Below are 18587 nucleotides of genomic sequence, written 5' to 3'. Positions count from 1 at the left end.
TTTCCCCTACATAAAAACCGTAACCAACTAAATTTTCATAATATGAAAGGAAATGAACAAAGCGGAATTTCTAGAAAAGATTTTGTTAAACAGTTTAGCCTCGGATTGGGAGCCTTAGGAACAGGGGTGTTTTTTCCAAATATGCTGTCAGCTAACTTCGTTGAAGGAACCACACTTAATCCAAAAAAAGTACTGGTAATAGGCGCAGGGCTTTCAGGGCTCGCTGCTGCCTGGGAACTTAAAAATTCCGGCCATCAGGTTACCCTCATCGAAGCGCGTAGCCGGCCAGGAGGCAGGGTTTCTACGATCAGGGAGCCTTTTGCGGATGGCTTGTATGCTGAAGAAGGAGCGGCAGCATATTCAAGTTCCTATACCCATGCTTTAAAGTTTATAAATGAATTCGGTCTTGAAAAGATTCCTCTGGCATTTCCCGATACTGCTATTACATATCATCTTAATGGAAATATTATTAATGTAAAACCGGGGGAAACTGTTAACTGGCCATATAATCTTACTGCTGAAGAGCAGGAACTTGGCCCTATGGGACTGGTTCAGAAATATATCTTAAATACACTTCCTAATGAGATTGGCATGCCTCATATGTGGGACAAAGCTCCTTTGATACATTTAGATCAGATTAGCCTTGAAGAATATCTTAAAAAGCAGGGGGCAAGTGAGGGAGCTGTAAAGCTGATCAAAAACACCCAATGGTTTGCCGAAGTACCAGGCAGTACGTCCGGACTGTCGATGGCAGTTTCAGACAGCGGACTATTTATGGGAGGAACCCCGTTCATTCTGAAGGGAGGCAATGATTCTCTGCCACGGGAATTGGCAAAAAGTATGAAAGATAATATCAATTACAATACGGTTGTTAGTAAAATATATGACGATGGCAATAAAGTAATTGTTTCTGCAAGACAGGATGGAAGAATAAAAGATTTTACAGCCGACAAGGTGGTCGCAACATTTCCTTTAAAGGTACTTGAGAACATAGACTTTAAGCCTTCATTATCACCAGAAAAGAAAAAAGCGATTAAGGATATACCTGTAATAAATCTTACTAGAACATATGTTCAGGTAGACAGTCCGTTCTGGATGGAGAATAATGTTTCAGGTATGGCTTTTACAGATCTACCGGTAGGAAATATAACTCCCATTGTTAATTCTAATGGTATTTCAGATAAGCCGGCAATTCTGGAAAGCATAGTAGCGGGACCTTCAGCTCCCAGGTTAGAAAGTCAGGATAAAGAGAAGACAATTACCAGGATGAAAAGTGAAATGAAAAAGCTTTACCCGGATATAGGTGAACATTTTATGAAAGGCCATGTTAAGGGATGGAGTACAGATCCTTACGCATTGGGAGGTCCAAGTTGGCCGGCGCCAGGTGATGTAACCAGCCATTTGAGAAATCTTCAGGAACCGCATGGAAATATTCACTTTGCAGGAGAGCATACCAGCATCTTACGCAGTACCATGGAAGGCGCTTTAAGGTCTGGAGTAAGAGCTGCCAAAGAAATTCATGAGAATGTTTAAATGACCAGTCAATTTTTTGATTATGATTTTAAAAATAATGCGAAGGATTACTTTCTGTCGTTTTCTTTATCCTTTTTTTCTTGTCATTTTTTTAAGTTCATGTAGAGGTGAGCAGGGAGATAAAGAGAAAAACACAACTCAGAATAAAACCTTAAATGATACTAGCCAGTATATTATAGATGTAAAGGCCATCGACTACGCATTTGGAATGCCCGATGAAATTATGTCAGGTTGGGTGACCTTCAGAATGAAGAATATGGGAAAGGAGACCCATTTTGCAATGGTAGGACGAAAGCCTGACTCCATTGCGGTGGAAGCTTTTAAACAAGAAATTCAGGAGGGACCGAAATTGCCCTACGCAGATCTTATGGGAGGCCCTGGGATACATTCTTCGGGGCATTTGAGTGAAACTACAATCTATCTTGAGCCTGGACATTATTACATTGGATGTCATGCCAAAACTGAAGATGGTAAGATTCATACTGAATTGGGAATGATGCGTTACTTTAAGGTAAGCAAACAGCCTTCTGGTGCTTCGAAGCCTGTAGCTGATGGCATTCTGAATTTGACAAATTATGAGATTAAGGCTGATCTTTTTAAAAATGGTAGTAAAAGGACCCTTAAGGTGGAACATCTCGATTTCCCCATGGATATACAAATTTTAAGACTGAGTGACTCAAGCTCTTTCAAGGAAGCTTATGATTATTTCTACGATTTTAAAGATCCCACCAAGGCAAACTTTATTGGTGGGGCCGAAAGAGCCGAGACAGGTAGAACTTCTTATATCTCCTTGAAATTCGATCCGGGAAAATACGTTCTTATGTCATCCATTTATTCTCCATGGGGAATGGAGCTTCCGTTTGAGATATCTGAAGAGGGAGCGCTAAGTGAACTAAGCTCTTCCAGCGATACTATTTCTCAAAAAGTTGAAGTTTTCATAGCCAATAATAATTTGTCATTTTCAAAGAAGATCAAATCAGGTTTAACGAAATTTGATCTTCATATCGAGGAAGGAATACATGCCCTGGAAATCTTTCATATGAAACCCGGAGAGGTTTTAACTGATCTTGAAGAGTATGAACAAAAAAATTGGGATTACTGGAAAACATATGATTCCGCTGATGCAAAAGAAAGGAGAGCCCTTAAAGTTCCTTTTGATCCCATTCTGGGAAGTCCGATCTATTTCCCCGTTGAAGCTGATTATTTTACGGCAGGAGGTACCAGCGAGTTTACAGTAGAGTTATTACCCGGGTCCTATATCATGCGATGTACAGCTCAGTCTGAAAGTTCTCCACACTGGAAAAATGGAGAAGCATATGTTTTCCAGGCAGAATAGATTAATCAGGTGTCTATATATTATTTTTTATTCCTGACTTCGGGGTTCAGTATATTTATTAAATTGAATCTCTGAACCGGAAGTTTAAAACAATGGAAAAAAAGATCCTTATTCCTACTAATTTCTCTAAATATGCCTGGAATGCACTTATGTATGGGTTAGCTGTATATAAGCATCAGGCCTGTACTTTTTTCCTGTTCCACTCATTTCATTCCCAGAATTTTCTTGGTGAGAATATTTCCTTGCTAAAGGAAAGTGTAGGGGAAACGGCAAAAGAGAAATCAGAACACGGTCTGGATAAACAATTAAAAGGATTAAGTTTCAGGAAAGAGAATCCGCGTCATCAGTTTCAGACTATTTCCTACCAGGGCAGTCTTACTGAGGGATTACAGGAGGCGGTTGATACTCATGGGATAGATCTTATCTTAATGGGAGCGCCTGGGGATAATGCAGCTATTCATTCAGCTTATGATAATAATATTTCCAGGGTTATTGAAAAATTAGAGAATTGTCCTGTTCTTGTTATTCCCGAAACTATTCAGTTGAGCGGTAATGAGGAAAGAGAAATAGTCTTTCCCACTAATTTCAGGAATGGGTTTAAAATGAGAGAACTTACAGCTTTGGTTGATCTTTCAAGTTTTTTGAATGCCGCTGTTAGAGTGCTTTATATAAATACAGATAATAAAGAAATGACCGAGGAGCAGGAGCTTCAAAAAGAAAACCTGGCTTCCTTACTTTCAGATATTGATCATAGTTTTCACATACTTACAAAAACCAATGTTACTACAGGTGTGCATCTTTTTATTGAAAGCCGGGAAAGTGACCTATTGGCTCTTTACAAGCGAAAGCAGGGATTCTTTTCTAAACTCTTTAACCAGGCGGTTATAGAGGAAGTCGATTTCAATACTAATGTTCCCATTCTTATTCTCAAGGAAATGAGTTAAGGTTCACATCGATTTATTCGATGAATCTTTGGTGATCTCTAAGCCATTTATCAAGAATATGCGCTTTTTTTTCTGAAACTTTCCTTCCTTCAAGATCATACCAGTTATCTTCTGAAAAAGGCCTTACAAATTCCTGAACTGTATGGCTAACATTAAACCCAAACAATTTAAAGGAAGTTTGTGCCTTGACGCTATACATATCGCCTTTTTTAGATAGATTGATGAGTTTCATAATCTTATCTGTATTAGCTTTAAATGAAGTGCCACAAAGTTAAGTAATCCCTTTTCTCTGAATAGAAATTTATAATGACTTTAAGAGAATGGGAAGTCGGATGAATAATAGAAAGAGGCTGCCTAAAAAGTCCTTATTTCGTCAAGCTGAAATAAATTCAGGATGACCCTTTTCAGACTTTTTAGACAGCCTCTAAACTTTAGCAAATACCGGATACATTTCTAATTAGCTCCCTGTTTTGGCTGAATCTGTCCACAGGCTACCGGAAGGGTTAATATATATTCTCCCTCTACGCTCATTCCATGCAGGACAATAGCTCGGTTTTGGAGAGGAGTAATATCGCTATCAATACCATCTTCATACTCATAGGTCATTGTAAAATTAATATTACCCTCTGCATCAGCCACGGGAAAAGAAAGCTCATTTTCAGGATCCATAATCAGTGGAAGCTGAATGCCACCATAAAAAGGAGCACCTTCTCCTACACTTATAAGGCCGTCTCCGCTGGTATCGGCAGATTCTGGAGGGCAGGTAGAGTTGCGTTTATCATCAGCAAATCCATGAATATGTTGCGGGTGAAGCATTTCCGGCTCGAGGCCTGTGGCTGTGATACTAACCCTTAAGGTACTTCCTGCCAGGCTTAGTTCTGCCGTACCCGAAACACCGGAATTATTCAGCGATCCAAATTCAACAGTATACATTTTTGCCTTGGCTCCGTTGTTAGCCATTTCATCTGGTGAAATATGCGCATCGGCCGTTCGTAGATCACTGGTTACCGGTTCTTCTTTTGAGCAGCCTAACGCCATCATTAAAATTGATGATAATAGGAATGCATTAAAAATCTTAAATGTCTTCATAATTAAATTTTTTAGTTCACAAATACTTACGCACATCTTAGAAGGTTGGTTTTGCGTAAGTTGTTAATATTCAGTTAAATAGATGGGGTGGTCGAATTTTAAATGATTTGGATGTCAGTTTTTTTTGCTGTCAGGGTGCTTGTACATGGTTTTTTGTCAATATGCGGAAAGAAAAGGCCCTTCCTGTCACTTTCTTAGGAATCTAAGAGTGCCTTATAGTTGAAATACTGTGTAAACCTTGGTAAAAACTGTGGTATTTCACCACATTTCTCTTTAATCTATGTGTATAAAAGGTTGAAATGCAGGTATATATGTATTGGCATGTGAATTGCTAATTCCCGAATTCTGGATGGGTAGCTGAATTGCTCCATTTAAAAACTAACCAAAAACAAAATTGTAAAAATGAAAAGAGAAACAGGAACATTAAAAAATTCAGGATTCGGTAAAGAATCTTCTTATAAGGCAAATAGGGTTGAGAATTCTGTACCCGAAAGTAATACCAAAGGGGTCCTGGTAAGAGCAACAAGTTTTATGTTGTTATTAACCGCTGCCTACCTGGTTTATATACTTCAAAATGACTTCACACAGTATAATCTTGAAAGGCTGGATTCTGACTGGGGATTTATATTTTTTATGGTAGCCACCAGTCTTTTTATTTTTAAGGCAGGTTTCTTTATCTATAATCTATATCTGTACTGGAGATACAAACCGGTAAAGTCAGTAACCGATGATTTGTTGCCAACCTGTACGGTAATTGTACCTGCATACAACGAAGGTAAGCAGGTATATTCTACCTTAATAAGTCTGGCAGAGAGCGACTATCCGGAAGAGAATTTACAATTACTTGCCATCGATGATGGAAGTAAAGATGATACCTGGAGCTGGATGCAGAAAGCTAAAGATGAACTTGGAGATAGATTGTCTATCTATCAGCAACCAGAAAATAAAGGAAAGAGGCATGCATTATACAGGGGCTTCAAGCTTGGGACAGGTGAAATATTTGTGACCGTAGACAGTGATTCTATTGTTAACAGGGATACCTTGAGAAACCTGGTTAGCCCTTTTGTTGTTAACGAAAAATGTGGAGCTGTAGCCGGAAATATTAGAGTGCTGAATAATGGGAAAAAGGCTTTACTTCCTAAAATGCTGGATGTGAGTTTTGTACTTAGTTTTGAATTTGTCCGCTCGGCAGAAAGTAAACTAGAATCTGTTCTTTGTACCCCGGGTGCTCTGGCGGCATACAGGGGAAAAGCCGTTTATGAATGCTTACCAGAATGGATCAATCAAACATTTATGGGACAGCCATCTGATATTGGAGAGGATAGGGCGATGACCAATATGATACTAAAAAGAGGATATCATGTCCTTTTCCAAAGGAATGCCTATGCCTTTACTAATGTTCCAGAAAAGTACAGAGGACTTTCTAAGATGTTCATCAGGTGGGGGCGAAGCAATGTTCGCGAGAATCTTGCAATGGCAAAGTATGTATTCACCGATTTCCGTGAAGGATCCAAAGTGGGTACAAGATTGCTGTTTTTAAACCAGATCATTAAACTAATTATGAGTTATCCTTTTTTATTGTTCATGCTGTTCTTCATAGTTACCCATCCGATACTGTTTGTGAGCTCTACCTTACTGAGTATTCTGATATTATCGAGTTTCCCGGTAATCTTTTATTCAAAACGTTATAAGTTTTCAGAATCCTTATGGGCCTATTCATACAGTATACTTTATACATTCGGCCTGTTCTGGATCACTCCGTATGCGATCGCAACCGCGAGCAGAAGGGGGTGGCTAACAAGGTAAACGGCCGGAAAATCAGAAATATTAAAGGGGGCTTTAAGCTCCCTTTTTTATTCTTTCAGTACAAGGCCACGTATATCTGGAAGGGATAGTACAAATTAAAATTTGTGAATATCTCATGATGAATTTGTATTTCAACCTGTATTCGAACATCTATATTTGCCTCCCTAAAAAAATAAAAGATATGAGTATTACCTGGTACGAATGCAAAGTAAAATATAGAAAAGTCCATGAAACAGGCGACTCAAAGGTAGTTACCGAGACCTATTTACTGGATGCGGTGTCCTATACCGAGGCCGAAACCAGAATAACCGAAGAAATGAAGGCGTATACCAGTGAAGAGTTTTTGATCAAGAATATCAAACTTGCCAATTTAGCCGAGGTACATCCTTTTGAGAATTCAGATCGCTGGTTCAAAGTTAAGACCTCTCTTGTTGCCTACGATGACGAAAGCGGAAAGGAGAAGAAGTCGAATATGTATTTGCTTATTCAGGCTAACGACGTAAAGGAGGCTTTTGAGAATACAAACCAGGCTATGCAGAATACCATGGGAGATTATACTATACCTGCCATTACCGAATCGACTATCGTAGATGTATTCCCATATTTTGATGGAGAGGAAGAAAATGATGTGGAAGCCCGTGTAGAAAAGAAGGAAGAAGAGGTTGAAGAAAGTGAAATGGTGTAGGTAAAATTGACCTGAATTTCGAATTTAAAAGAACCACCTCGAACATCATTAGAGGTGGTTTTTTATTTTAAGAATTTGTGGTACTGCTTACTGCTACAATTTGTAAGAAATATCGAGAATCCCATGAGGTAGTAAGACATAATAATCTTTCTATCTTTATTTTTCCATAAAAGAAAGTCGGCCCTGTATGCGAATTATCAATGCTCACCAGAATAACCTTAAAAATATTGATCTGAACATACCTGAAAATCAGCTGATAGTGGTTACTGGCTTATCAGGTTCAGGGAAGTCATCACTGGCTATGGATGTTATAGCGAATGAAGGATACCGGTATTTTTTGGAGAGCCTCCCAGCTTATAATCAACAAAATGCACAATCCATACCCACCGCTGAAGTAGACGATATAGAAGGACTGCCTCCGGTAATTAAAGTTGAACAGTCCAAACGCTTTCAGTCGATTAATTCTACTTTCGGGACCCTTTCTGAACTGGCGGCTATCTTCAGGATATTATTTGCACGTTATAGTGATACCGGGATCATGAGCAAATCGCTGTTTTCTTTTAACCATCCCAAAGGCGCCTGCGAGCACTGTAACGGGATCGGGAAAGCGGAATATATCGACATAGACAAGCTGATAGGTGACGAGAATAAAAGCCTAAGAGAGGGGGCTATTGTTACTACCCTCCCCAACGGTTATATCACCTATTCCCAGGTGACCGTGGAGGAACTGAATAAAGTATGTGAGGCACATGGATTTAACGTAGACATTCCATGGAAGGACTTATCATATGAACAAAAGGATGTGATACTTAATGGAAGTGATCGTATCAAGGTGTTTTATGGTAAACATAGTTTAGAGTCCCGCCTAAGATGGGAAGGCCTTAAGGCAAAGCCACGTGAAGAGGGGTTCTATAAAGGGATGCTCCCTGTTATGAATGATATTCTAAAAAGGGACCGGAATAAGAATATCTTAAAATTTGTTAGTTCCAGGATTTGTCCCAGTTGTGAGGGCGCACGGATCAAAGCCGAACACCTGAAATATAAGTGGAAGAGCCTGAACTTCCATGAATGGATGGAACTCCCCTTAAAGGAGTTATATGATCGACTGATAGCAGAGGAGTTATCCAATGGAGAAAAAGTATTGGTAGATAAGATCAGTACGCAGTTGTTTGATCTCATTCGACTGGGAATGGAGGATTATAGCTTAAGCACTCCCAGTGCGGATATTTCTTCCGGTGACGCCCAACGGATCAAACTGATCAACCAGGTTAATAGTAACCTGCAGGGCATTCTGTATGTGTTCGATGAACCTTCTATTGGTCTGCCTGAAGATTACCAGCTTTATTTACGACATATTTTCGATCGCATCATAAGTCGGGGAAATACTGTGATGGTGGTGGAACACGATCTTAACTTTATCCGTTCTGCAGACTGGATAGTGGAATTAGGTCCTGAAGCGGGAATACATGGGGGAGAAGTAGTATTTAATGGCCCGATTCAGGAATTTTTAAATACCGAAAACCTGAAAAGCCCCACTTTAGCTGAATTACAAAATTCAACATCCAAACCTGATAATGAGCCTAGGAAGGAATCAACAAATTCATTTAAACCTGCTTTAGGAGAGCTGTGCGTAGTTAGCAGAAAAACGTCCAAAATAGTTCAAAGGATTTCCGGTTATTGTGAAAAGGAAAATTTAAATCTTCTCAGCGTATCCGATCAGCCTATAGGTAAAACACCACGAAGTAACCCGGCAACCTATACCGGATTAGCTAATAAGATACGCGACCTGCTGGCTAAATCAACAGAAGCGAAATCTTTAAAACTAACAAAGGGAGCTTTCTCCTTTAATAACAAAAGTGGAAGATGTGAAACCTGTGAGGGTGCAGGTGTCATTACCTTATCCATGAATGTGATGGGAACTATAAACAAGCTTTGTCCAAGCTGTAACGGCAAGCGTTTTAAACCAGAGGTTCTTCAGGTGCATTGGAAAGATAAGAATATTGCAGACATCTATAACCTGAGCATAGAGGAGGCCTATAATTTCTTTAGCGATGAGAATCAGATATTAAAAATTCTATCTTTAATGCTGCAATTGGGTCTTGGGTATATAAAACTGGGACAGGCTTCAAACACCTTATCGGGAGGGGAAGCACAACGAATCAAACTCACAAAGCATTTCGCAAGACAATCAAAAAAGACCCTTCTTTTACTTGAAGAACCAAGTATTGGATTGCATCAGAAGAATGTGAGACTGTTGTTAAAAGCTCTGCATGAACTCAAAAAACAAACTGCTGGTATTATTTGCTTTGAGAACCATTCCCTTTTTCAATCATCATGTGATATTCTGGTGGATAATAAACTGAAAGGTCATACATCAAACCTCAGGGAAATACCGAAGCAGGATAAGGATAAAATTTCTATTCAAGGTGCACGGACTCATTACCTTAAGGATCTGGACCTGGATCTTCCAGGGCACAAACTTTCTGTGATCACCGGAATTTCCGGGTCTGGTAAATCGTCCCTGGTGATCGACACCCTGCATGGCTTCGGGCTACAGGAAATGTCGAAACAGTTTTCATCCTATCAGCAGTCCAGGGTAGGGGTGAATTTTCAGTTGGAAGTTGAAAATATTGAAGGCCTTAGTCCCACGATTTGCGTAACACGAAAAGAAAAAAGCTATACCGAAAGGTCAGATATTGCAAAGCAAACTGGAATAGACAAGATCTTACGTTTTGCCTTTTCAAGAAAGGCCCAGTATGAAGGGGAAGAATTATCAGCCAGTCATTTTTCCAATAATCACGAATTGGGGAAATGCATGATATGTGATGGAATGGGGGAGGAATTGCTACCTGATCTTCATAAAATAGTTTTGGAAGAGAACAAAAGTATAGACAGCGGACTCTTTGAGCATAACAAAGCCCTGGCTTATTATGGTCAGCGGGATAGTCAATATATGGCGATCGTAAAGGAGCTGGGGAAAAATCATGGCTTTAGCCTGGAAACCAGTTTTAAGGAGCTTACCAACGAACAAAAGAATATTCTGTTTTATGGTACCGGTGAAAAGATCTGGAAAACAGACTGGCAATTCAAAACGAAGACGAGGGAAGGAACGCAGGAAGTAAAAATGAGATGGAAGGGACTCTTCCACTACCTTAAGGACGAATATTATAAGACCCGGAAAAATAAAAATATTGACAAGCTTAAAACCCTTTTTTCTTCTGCAAAATGTAGTCATTGTGAGGGAAGTGGATTAAAACCGGAACGACTGAGCTTTCAAATTGGCGAAAAATCCATTAACGAAATAAAAGCTATGGATTTTAATGCTCTTGAAGAGTGGCTTTCTGCTAATGGCAATCTCGGGGATATAGATCAAAAACTTATTTCAAGGATTCAGCCTCATTTGATCAATACCATCAAAAGGGCAAAGCAATTGCATATTGATCACCTGCAGCTTAACCGAAAATCAACCAGCCTTTCCGGAGGCGAGAACCAACGGGTAGCCCTTATCAAACAATTGAACAGTCCGCTGAAGGGAATTACCTATTTGTTGGATGAACCTTCAGCAGGATTATCCAGCGCCAATATCCCTGACCTGATAATTATTCTAAAGGAACTTATAGAAAAAGGCAATACGGTCATTGTGATAGAACACAACAAAGATATCATTATAGCCGCTGATGAACTTGTTGAGCTGGGACCTCGGGCGGGTAAACTGGGAGGATATATCACCTACCAGGGAAGTCCACAGGATTTTCTTAAGCTGGCCGATTGTCATCCTTATTTAAAGGCACCATCTAAAGAGCTGGAATTTAAAAGAGGTACAGAGCACATTTTCATCAGTCAACTTTCCAAATATAGCCTTGTAAAAGATTGGCTAGAAGTACCTGTTGGTGGAATTACTGCTATTAGCGGAAAATCTGGAATAGGGAAAACCACCCTGGTGAAAGAGATTCTAATACCAGGTATTGAAACTGGTATGCCGGTTAATTGTGAAAACATAGAGTTTCCAAAGGAATATGCGGGAGCGTATTATTTTGAATCTAAAAAACTAAGATCGCATGCGAATACATTGTTGGTGTCTTATCTGAACCTGCTCAAAGATATTAGTAAGGTCTTTGCAAACGATACAGGTCTTACAGCAAGAGACTTTTCCTATAAAAGTAAAAGTAGTCAGTGCCCTGAATGCAAAGGGAAAGGCTATATTGAGACCAGCCTGGATGTAGCGGCCAATGCGATTGAAAGATGTGAAGTATGTAAAGGTTCACGCTATAAGAGGGACATTTTGAAGCATAAGGTGAATTTCAAAAATATTGCTGAGGTTCTCGGTTTTAATATCACTGAATTAAAAGAATGGTTAGCCGGGACAAGTAGTCCGGAGAAAGTCCAAAAGCTCCTTGGTCAGCTGGAGGATATCGGTCTGGGGCATCTCAGTCTGGATCAGCCCGTCCAGTCTCTTTCCTCGGGAGAAAAGCAGCGATTGTTATTATTGAACTGGCTGCAGGAGAAGGCTGGCAATATGCTGTATATCCTGGATGAACCAAGTACGGGACTTCATTATGCCGATATAGATCTGTTATATGCAATCCTCAAAGATCTCAGCAAAGAAAATGATATCCTGATCATTGATCATAATCCATATTTACTGAAGAAAATTGGTGTAGGGATAGTGTTGACTTAAATTCTCCTTTTTCGCTCTTTATCCGGGGCTCTCTTCCTAACTAAACACATATTAAAATATTAGGTTTCTTTATTAAAATATGATATAAGTCATTGTTTTACAGGTTTTAAAGATATAATTTAAGCCTTGGTCCACTGTTCTTTTAAATATTAATAAAAAAATAAGATCATGAAAAGATTACTAATTGGATTATTGGTCTTAGGACTTTCTCCACAGTTATTCGCACAGGTTAGGGAGTTATCTGAAGTAACTGTCTATGCGACAAATTACAAATACCTGAATGATGTAAACACAGAGGAGGTTGCATCAATTCCGGTTAAGGAACTAGAAGCCAAAGTTGCTAATTTTAATGTAAAAGAATCTGAATTTTATCATGATGATTATGATGAGTATGTTATTAGCTTTTATATTCCTCAAGGAAAGATTTTAGCAGCTTATGACAAAGACGGAAAAATTTTACGTACAGCCGAGAGATTTAAAAATATCAACCTTCCTTTAGCTGTTAAAAATGCCATTGTAGGAAGGTTCCCGGGATGGACTGTAACCGAAGATAACTATATGGTAATTTTTTATGATGACCGCGGTAGTTATAAAAAGTATAAACTAAAATTGCAAAACGGTGAAAAAACGCTTCGTGTAAAACTAGATGAAAAAGGAAATTTTCTTTAATTAAGTTTAACTGAGTTTCCTTTTATCAAAATGACATCTGGAGAATCTTTTACTAATGGATTTTCCAGATGTCTTTGTTTTATGATTATAGTTACCAGGGAATAGATTTTGAGATCGGGGGACTATTATAAGTAGCTTTTACTTCCCAATACAGAAATTCGCAAAGATATTCCCTAGTAGGTCATCGTTTGTGATCTCTCCGGTGATCTCACCAAAATGGTGTAATGCCTGGCGTATATCAATTGCCAGCAGGTCTCCCGACAGATCGGCGTTCAAACCGTCTTCTACCTTATTGATCTCTTCAAGGGCCTTTAAAAGCGCTGCATAATGCCTCGAGTTGGTCACTATTGTGTCACTGTTCCGAAGCGCACCGGTATTTACGAATTCCAGCAACTTCTCCTTTAACTCCTCAACTCCCGATCCTGTTTTAGCCGATAATAACTGTAGGCTAGTGTGAGATATGTTGCCAAGGTCAGATTTTATATTATTCACTTCTTCCTCTGTCAGCTGGTCAGTTTTATTGGCAACAATAATTACCGGTTTCTGCGGGAATTTATTCTTGATCTTTTCGATCTCAACGTGAACCTCCTTTAATCTTTTTTCATCAGACCTAAGTCGGCTGGTGTCTACAAGGTAGACCACTACCTGCGCCTGACTTATTTTTTCAAAGGTCTTTTTGATCCCTATACTTTCCACTACATCCGTGGTTTCGCGAATCCCGGCAGTGTCAATAAACCTGAATCCAACACCCCCGATGCTCATTTCATCCTCGATGGTGTCGCGAGTAGTACCAGCAATTTCAGAAACTATGGCCCTTTCTTCATTTAGAAGCGCATTCAACAAAGTGGATTTACCTACATTGGGTTCTCCCACTATGGCAACCGGAATTCCATTTTTCAAAACATTTCCGGTAGCGAAAGAATCAATAAGTCTTTTTAAAACGGTTTGTATCTTAGATATAAGATCCCGAAACTGGTCCCGGTTCGCAAATTCCACATCTTCTTCAGCAAAGTCCAGTTCAAGTTCGATTAGGGAAGCAAAATTCAACAGTTCTTCTCGAAGCTTCTGGATTTCCTGTGAGAATCCCCCTCGCATCTGCTGCATTGCCATCTGGTGAGAGGCCGCATTTTCAGAATTGATAAGATCGGCCACGGCTTCTGCCTGGCTAAGATCCATTTTCGCATTCAGAAATGCCCGTAGGGTAAATTCTCCGGCTTCCGCAGCCCGGCATCCTTTCCGTATCAATAACTGAATGATCTCCTGCTGGATATAAGGACTACCATGACAGGATATTTCCACAGTTTCCTCCCCGGTATAGGATCTTGTTCCCTTGAAAATAGATACCAGCACTTCGTCTAAAGTACGTTCGCCATCAACGATATTACCAAGGTGCAGCGTATGTGAAGGCTGCTCTTTCAGGTCTTTTTTGCTTTTTGCCTTAAAAAGTGGTGCGACAATATTTAAGGCATCGGGCCCCGAAACCCTTATTACGGCAATGGCACCGGCACCTGAAGGTGTTGCTAACGCGACAATGGTATCATTCAATTTCATTTGGCAAATTTATAAAAGAAATTACAGCTGTATCTATAATTGTAACAAAGCTCTATTTTGTGCGTCTATTATATAAAGCGCTTAACTAACCATCAAAAACAATAAAATGAGAGAAGATAACCAAATGTTGGTCATGACCCACCTGAGTCAGTTACTTGACCTGGTGACGGGAATAGGTGGATTTATAGTTCCCCTCATTCTGTGGCTAACCCAGAAAGATAAAGTAGCTGGAATGGATATGCACGGTAAAATGATCCTGAACTTTCAGATAAGCATTTTTATTTATTCAATATTAAGTATCCCACTTATCATCCTGTTCGGTATCGGGATTTTAATGCTGATTATCATTGGACTTATAGCATTGATCCTGCCTATTATGAATGCGATAAAGGTGAGCAATGGAGAGATGCCTTACTATCCTTTAACAATAGAATTTTTGAAATAACAATTTTAGTAGTTGGTTTTTTTTTAAATAGTTAGTTGAAAAAAGCCCGTTCAAATTAATGAACGGGCTTTTTTATTTTTAGAAAAATTATATTTTTTTCAGCTGTAAACTGCCTGCTAATTATTTAGCATTACAGGCATCACAAGCATGGTGATCTTTTCACCCTGATCCAGCCCGTCCACCGGCGTAAGAATTCCGGCCCTGTTAGGCAGGCTCATTTCCAGCATTACATCATCTGAAGTCAGGTTTCCTAGCATTTCGATAAGGAATCTTGAATTGAAACCTATCTGCATATCATCACCCTGGTAGGAACAGGTTAAACGCTCTTCAGCCTTGTTGCTGTAGTCCACATCTTCTGCAGAAATATTCAACTCAGCTCCAGCGATCTTAAGTCTTACCTGGTGTGTCGTTTTATTCGAGAAAATAGAAACCCTTCTTACCGAGCTAAGGAACTGGTTTCTCTCAATAGTCAATTTATTCGGGTTTTCCTTTGGGATCACCGCTTCATAGTTAGGGTACTTTCCGTCGATAAGTCTACAGATAAGTTCTGTGTCGTCAAAAGTGAATTTAGCATTCGAATCGTTGTACTCGATTTTCACTTCAGATTCGCTTCCGGCCAGGATACCCTTAAGAAGGTTCAAAGGCTTTTTAGGCATAATGAATTCTGCAGCCTGATTTGCGGAAATGTCCTCTCTTGAATATTTTACAAGTTTATGAGCATCGGTAGCTACGAAAGTGAGACCATCTTCCTTGAATTGGAAGAAAACACCACTCATAACCGGCCTTAGATCATCATTTCCTGAAGCGAAGATGGTTTTGGCGATCGCATTGGCCAGAACATCAGCCTCTACTACAGTGCTACTTGGGTCTTCAAGTTCCACAGGGTTCGGAAATTCCTCACCATCGGCATAGGCAAGTGCATATTTACCGTGATTGGAACTCAATTCTATAGTGTTATTATCCTCAACCACAAATGTAAGTGGTTGCTCAGGGAATGTTTTTAAGGTATCTAGTAACAATTTGGCGGGTACGGCGATCTTTCCTTCAGAATCTGACTCCACCTTGAGCTTTGCAGACATGGTAGTTTCAAGATCTGAAGCTGATACCGTTAGTTCATCGTTCTTAAGGTCAAATAGAAAATTGTCTAAAATAGGTAAGGTGTTTGAACTGTTTATTACCCCTCCAAGTATTTGTAGCTGTTTCAGCAGATAATTGCTGGATACAATAAATTTCATCGGCTTTTGTTGATTTATTTTGAATCAATTACAAATATATTTTAATAAGTCAAAAATTACCGGCTGTTACAGGAGTTTTTATTAACAGACTTATAGAATCAAAATGAGTTAAAACTCAGGAATACAGCGATTTAAAAAATGTGGCTTATCTAAAATTGTTAATATGTATTCGTTAATAGGATGAGCAGGCTTTTCTCAGCCTTTATCTTACATATTTATGTTTTCGGTAGTACCTGAAAGCAATTCCGAAAATCAATAAAACCAGCAGGGGACCTGCAAGATTGATGAGTTGCCATTTTTCTCTCTGGGCTTCTACTCTTTCCTTATCGAGAAAGGCAAGACTAATGTCCTTGGAGCGAATATTGATAAGCCCGGTATCATCCAGGAGGTAGTTTACCGCGTTGAGAAGAAATTCCTTATTCCCGTAGGTGTTACCGGTATATCTCTGGAATCCGAGTTCGAGTGGCTGCCCTCCCTGAAGATCATTTTTAATCACATCTCCATCCGAGATCACCAGCATTTTTGTGGGTTCGCTTTCCTCCATAGAATTTTCTAACTCAAATGGTTTGATACGATTTTTATAAACCGATTTGAATCTGCCTTCAAGAAGCACTGCCAGAGGTTGTTCGCCCCCAGTGTAAGTACTTAGATCCGGTTTTTCATTTACTATATTCAGATTGATCTCTGCAGGAACTCCTTCCAGTTTACTGCGAGGAGAACTACTAAGGAGGATGGTTTTCTGAACATTGTTAGCCAGGGTATCTATGGGGTTTGCATATTCAAATTTAACCGCCTCGATATTATTAATGATGGGATGATCATTTGGGGAGCTTGTTAGGGGACTATAGAACCATGGAAACGGATTGAACCTTGTGTTGTTTCCGGAACCACTGGCCAGAATGATGGGAGCCGAATAAAGATCGTTTACAATGGATGGATTGATCCGAACCCCGTAAGAGAAGAAATAATCCCCCAGGTTAAGATCCCGTGGAAGGGCAATGGCCGAACCTCTTTCGTTGAAAAGGCTATCGGTCTCCATATTGGTAACTTCGGCCAGCCAGAGCATTTTTCCACCATTCATTAGATATTGGTCCAGTACATATTTCTCGTTCTCAGTGAATGCCTGGGTTGGTTTTGGATCGATAACAAGATCATATTCCTTAAGGTCTGTCAGGGTTTTCTGGGGATTTGAGGCTACGGAGTCCAGGGTAAAAGGAGCCATGAAATAATATTCCTGGATGGTCTTTATAAAATCGGCAATCCTGGCATCGGGCAATTCCCCATTTCCGCGCATTACAGCTATCTTCTTCTCTCTGGGATAGATGAGTTTGCTTAACCCGTTTGCCAGCGCGTATTCAAGCTGCTGGACAGATGCAGTGACGCGTTGTTCATCTGTAGCACCTATCTGGTTCTTTAAAAGACGAATCTTTACCGTTTTCTTTCCATAATTGGCAATCGCCCAGGGGAAAATAATACTCTCGCTCATCTTTCCGTTTTCCCGAACATTCAACCGGGCGGGTTCCATTCCTAATTTATAGAACTCTTCGGCAATAGCGTTGGCATCATCACCTTCGGAAAGGGGATCGATAAAGTTGAATTTAATATTCCTGTTATATGCCGAAAACTCTTCCAGCATCTGTCTTGTTTCATTTCGTAACCTTCTGAACTCTGATGGAAAACTTCCTTCCAGAAAAACATCAAATACAATGGGCTGGTCTACATCTGAAACAATTTCCCTGGCGGCAGGGGAGAGGCTGTAACGTTTATCCTGGGTAAGGTCAATACGCAGGAAAAATTCTGAAGCCACAAAATTCACCGCGATCAGAATAGCAATTAGAATAAGTAATGATCTTATTTTATTCGACTGCCTCACTATCTCCGGTTTTTTGTTGCTGAAAGATTGATCTCAGTTAGTTTAAGGAAAAGAAATATCAAACTGAGAAAATAGATGATATCCCTGGTATCTATTACTCCCCGACTAATGCTCTGATAATGGAAACTAATGCCGAAAGATTCCAGAAAATAACTGGAAACTCCAAAGAGACCAGTTTCACTCAATCCTTCGAATGCGAAATAGCAGATAAAGCAAAGAAAAACTCCTGACAAAAAAGAGATTATCTGGTTGGAAGACAGGCTGGATGCAAATATCCCAATTGAAGCGTAACAGCCTCCAAGAAAAAGCAGTCCCAGGTAGGATCCTAGTGTGGCACCAACATCAAAATTTCCTTGAGGCCGCCCCAGTTCACTTATAGTTAGCACATATAAAAGAGTAGGGACGATAGCCAAAATTACAAGAAGAAATACTCCAAGGTACTTCCCGACGATCAGTTTCTTTAAGCTAATGGGTTTTGTAAGCAGGATTTCCAAAGTACCCATTCGCTTCTCATCGGCAAAGGTCTTCATGCTGATAGCTGGAATCAAAAAGATAAATATCCATGGAGCCAGATCGAAGAAGGCTTTAAGGTCGGCGAAACCACTATCCAGGATATTATAACTGCCACTGAAAACAAAAAGAAAAAGTCCGCAGGCAACCAGAAAAAGCCCGATTACCAGATACCCGGTAAGGGAAGAAAAAAATGATTGTATTTCTTTATTCAGTATTGCGAGCATACCTTC

Annotated in this window: 14 protein-coding genes; 8 read left to right on the top strand and 6 right to left on the bottom strand. The window is 39.7% G+C overall.

The annotated features are described in order from the left end of the window. Nucleotides 1-42: 42 nt before the first annotated feature. The 3 genes from NE848_RS13610 to NE848_RS13600 all read left to right on the top strand — a co-directional run bounded on the left by NE848_RS13610 (nucleotide 43) and on the right by NE848_RS13600 (nucleotide 3813). Nucleotides 43-1533: a flavin monoamine oxidase family protein gene (locus tag NE848_RS13610; RefSeq protein ID WP_252114535.1), complete on the top strand. Its 1491-nt coding sequence runs from the start codon at nucleotides 43-45 to the stop codon at nucleotides 1531-1533. A 37-nt stretch (nucleotides 1534-1570) separates the two neighbouring features. After that, nucleotides 1571-2869 carry a hypothetical protein gene (locus NE848_RS13605; RefSeq protein WP_252114533.1) on the top strand — a complete coding sequence of 433 codons (1299 nt, stop codon included), beginning with the start codon at nucleotides 1571-1573 and terminating at the stop codon, nucleotides 2867-2869. Nucleotides 2870-2961: 92 nt separating this feature from the next. Further along, the gene (locus NE848_RS13600) at nucleotides 2962-3813 is read left to right on the top strand and encodes a universal stress protein (RefSeq protein WP_252114531.1); all 852 of its coding nucleotides are present in this window, start codon (nucleotides 2962-2964) and stop codon (nucleotides 3811-3813) included. Nucleotides 3814-3826: 13 nt separating this feature from the next. On the opposite strand, the gene NE848_RS13595 is transcribed toward NE848_RS13600, so the two are convergent. Continuing rightward, nucleotides 3827-4045: a hypothetical protein gene (locus NE848_RS13595; protein WP_252114529.1), complete on the bottom strand. Its 219-nt coding sequence runs from the start codon at nucleotides 4043-4045 to the stop codon at nucleotides 3827-3829. 221 nt (nucleotides 4046-4266) lie between these two features. Beyond that, a complete protein-coding gene (locus tag NE848_RS13590) occupies nucleotides 4267-4902 on the bottom strand; it encodes a superoxide dismutase family protein (protein ID WP_252114527.1) in 636 nt (211 codons plus the stop codon). Between the two features lie 402 nt (nucleotides 4903-5304). Here NE848_RS13590 and NE848_RS13585 point away from each other — a divergent pair, with 402 nt between their 5' ends. The 4 genes from NE848_RS13585 (at nucleotide 5305) to NE848_RS13570 (ending at nucleotide 12740) form a co-directional block, all read left to right on the top strand. After that, nucleotides 5305-6708, top strand: coding sequence for a glycosyltransferase family 2 protein (locus NE848_RS13585; protein ID WP_252114525.1), 1404 nt, complete (start codon nucleotides 5305-5307; stop codon nucleotides 6706-6708). A 181-nt stretch (nucleotides 6709-6889) separates the two neighbouring features. Then, complete coding sequence (locus tag NE848_RS13580; protein ID WP_252114523.1) at nucleotides 6890-7393, top strand: DUF4494 domain-containing protein; 504 nt, start codon at nucleotides 6890-6892, stop codon at nucleotides 7391-7393. A 187-nt stretch (nucleotides 7394-7580) separates the two neighbouring features. Beyond that, on the top strand, nucleotides 7581-12071 hold the full coding sequence (locus tag NE848_RS13575) for an ATP-binding cassette domain-containing protein (RefSeq protein WP_252114521.1): 4491 nt from the start codon (nucleotides 7581-7583) through the stop codon (nucleotides 12069-12071). Nucleotides 12072-12239: 168 nt separating this feature from the next. Next, complete coding sequence (locus NE848_RS13570; RefSeq protein WP_252114519.1) at nucleotides 12240-12740, top strand: nicotinate-nucleotide adenylyltransferase; 501 nt, start codon at nucleotides 12240-12242, stop codon at nucleotides 12738-12740. 138 nt (nucleotides 12741-12878) lie between these two features. Here NE848_RS13570 and mnmE read toward each other — a convergent pair whose 3' ends face one another. Continuing rightward, nucleotides 12879-14291, bottom strand: a complete 1413-nt coding sequence (gene mnmE / locus NE848_RS13565; RefSeq protein WP_252114517.1) for a tRNA uridine-5-carboxymethylaminomethyl(34) synthesis GTPase MnmE — start codon at nucleotides 14289-14291, stop codon at nucleotides 12879-12881. Nucleotides 14292-14397: 106 nt separating this feature from the next. Between mnmE and NE848_RS13560 the strand changes: the two genes are divergently transcribed. After that, nucleotides 14398-14736 (top strand): DUF4870 domain-containing protein, encoded by a 339-nt coding sequence (locus NE848_RS13560; protein WP_252114515.1) that lies wholly within the window; start codon nucleotides 14398-14400, stop codon nucleotides 14734-14736. A 116-nt stretch (nucleotides 14737-14852) separates the two neighbouring features. Here the strand turns inward: NE848_RS13560 and dnaN are convergent, their stop codons facing one another. From dnaN to gldF, 3 genes are all read right to left on the bottom strand, one after another. After that, nucleotides 14853-15971, bottom strand: a complete 1119-nt coding sequence (gene dnaN / locus NE848_RS13555; protein ID WP_252114513.1) for a DNA polymerase III subunit beta — start codon at nucleotides 15969-15971, stop codon at nucleotides 14853-14855. Nucleotides 15972-16173: 202 nt separating this feature from the next. Next, nucleotides 16174-17844, bottom strand: coding sequence for a gliding motility-associated ABC transporter substrate-binding protein GldG (gldG, locus tag NE848_RS13550; protein ID WP_252114511.1), 1671 nt, complete (start codon nucleotides 17842-17844; stop codon nucleotides 16174-16176). After that, a complete protein-coding gene (gldF, locus tag NE848_RS13545; RefSeq protein ID WP_252114509.1) occupies nucleotides 17844-18581 on the bottom strand; it encodes a gliding motility-associated ABC transporter permease subunit GldF in 738 nt (245 codons plus the stop codon). Before gldF ends, gldG begins: the two co-directional genes overlap by 1 nt. Nucleotides 18582-18587 lie beyond the last annotated feature (6 nt).

The organism is Gramella jeungdoensis, assembly GCF_023805255.1.
GTDB classification, from domain to species: domain Bacteria; phylum Bacteroidota; class Bacteroidia; order Flavobacteriales; family Flavobacteriaceae; genus Christiangramia; species Christiangramia jeungdoensis.
Note: the sequence above shows the minus strand (reverse complement) of the source record. Positions and strands in the feature narration are given on the sequence as shown.

What these genes read in the sequence shown, in the direction of transcription:
- NE848_RS13595 (WP_252114529.1), bottom strand. Translation starts at nt 4,045, where the DNA reads ATGAAACTCATCAATCTATCTAAAAAAGGCGATATGTATAGCGTCAAG.
- mnmE (WP_252114517.1), bottom strand. Translation starts at nt 14,291, where the DNA reads ATGAAATTGAATGATACCATTGTCGCGTTAGCAACACCTTCAGGTGCC.
- NE848_RS13585 (WP_252114525.1), top strand. Translation starts at nt 5,305, where the DNA reads ATGAAAAGAGAAACAGGAACATTAAAAAATTCAGGATTCGGTAAAGAA.
- NE848_RS13560 (WP_252114515.1), top strand. Translation starts at nt 14,398, where the DNA reads ATGAGAGAAGATAACCAAATGTTGGTCATGACCCACCTGAGTCAGTTA.
- NE848_RS13580 (WP_252114523.1), top strand. Translation starts at nt 6,890, where the DNA reads ATGAGTATTACCTGGTACGAATGCAAAGTAAAATATAGAAAAGTCCAT.
- NE848_RS13605 (WP_252114533.1), top strand. Translation starts at nt 1,571, where the DNA reads ATGCGAAGGATTACTTTCTGTCGTTTTCTTTATCCTTTTTTTCTTGTC.
- dnaN (WP_252114513.1), bottom strand. Translation starts at nt 15,971, where the DNA reads ATGAAATTTATTGTATCCAGCAATTATCTGCTGAAACAGCTACAAATA.
- gldF (WP_252114509.1), bottom strand. Translation starts at nt 18,581, where the DNA reads ATGCTCGCAATACTGAATAAAGAAATACAATCATTTTTTTCTTCCCTT.
- NE848_RS13600 (WP_252114531.1), top strand. Translation starts at nt 2,962, where the DNA reads ATGGAAAAAAAGATCCTTATTCCTACTAATTTCTCTAAATATGCCTGG.
- NE848_RS13610 (WP_252114535.1), top strand. Translation starts at nt 43, where the DNA reads ATGAAAGGAAATGAACAAAGCGGAATTTCTAGAAAAGATTTTGTTAAA.
- NE848_RS13590 (WP_252114527.1), bottom strand. Translation starts at nt 4,902, where the DNA reads ATGAAGACATTTAAGATTTTTAATGCATTCCTATTATCATCAATTTTA.
- NE848_RS13570 (WP_252114519.1), top strand. Translation starts at nt 12,240, where the DNA reads ATGAAAAGATTACTAATTGGATTATTGGTCTTAGGACTTTCTCCACAG.
- NE848_RS13575 (WP_252114521.1), top strand. Translation starts at nt 7,581, where the DNA reads ATGCGAATTATCAATGCTCACCAGAATAACCTTAAAAATATTGATCTG.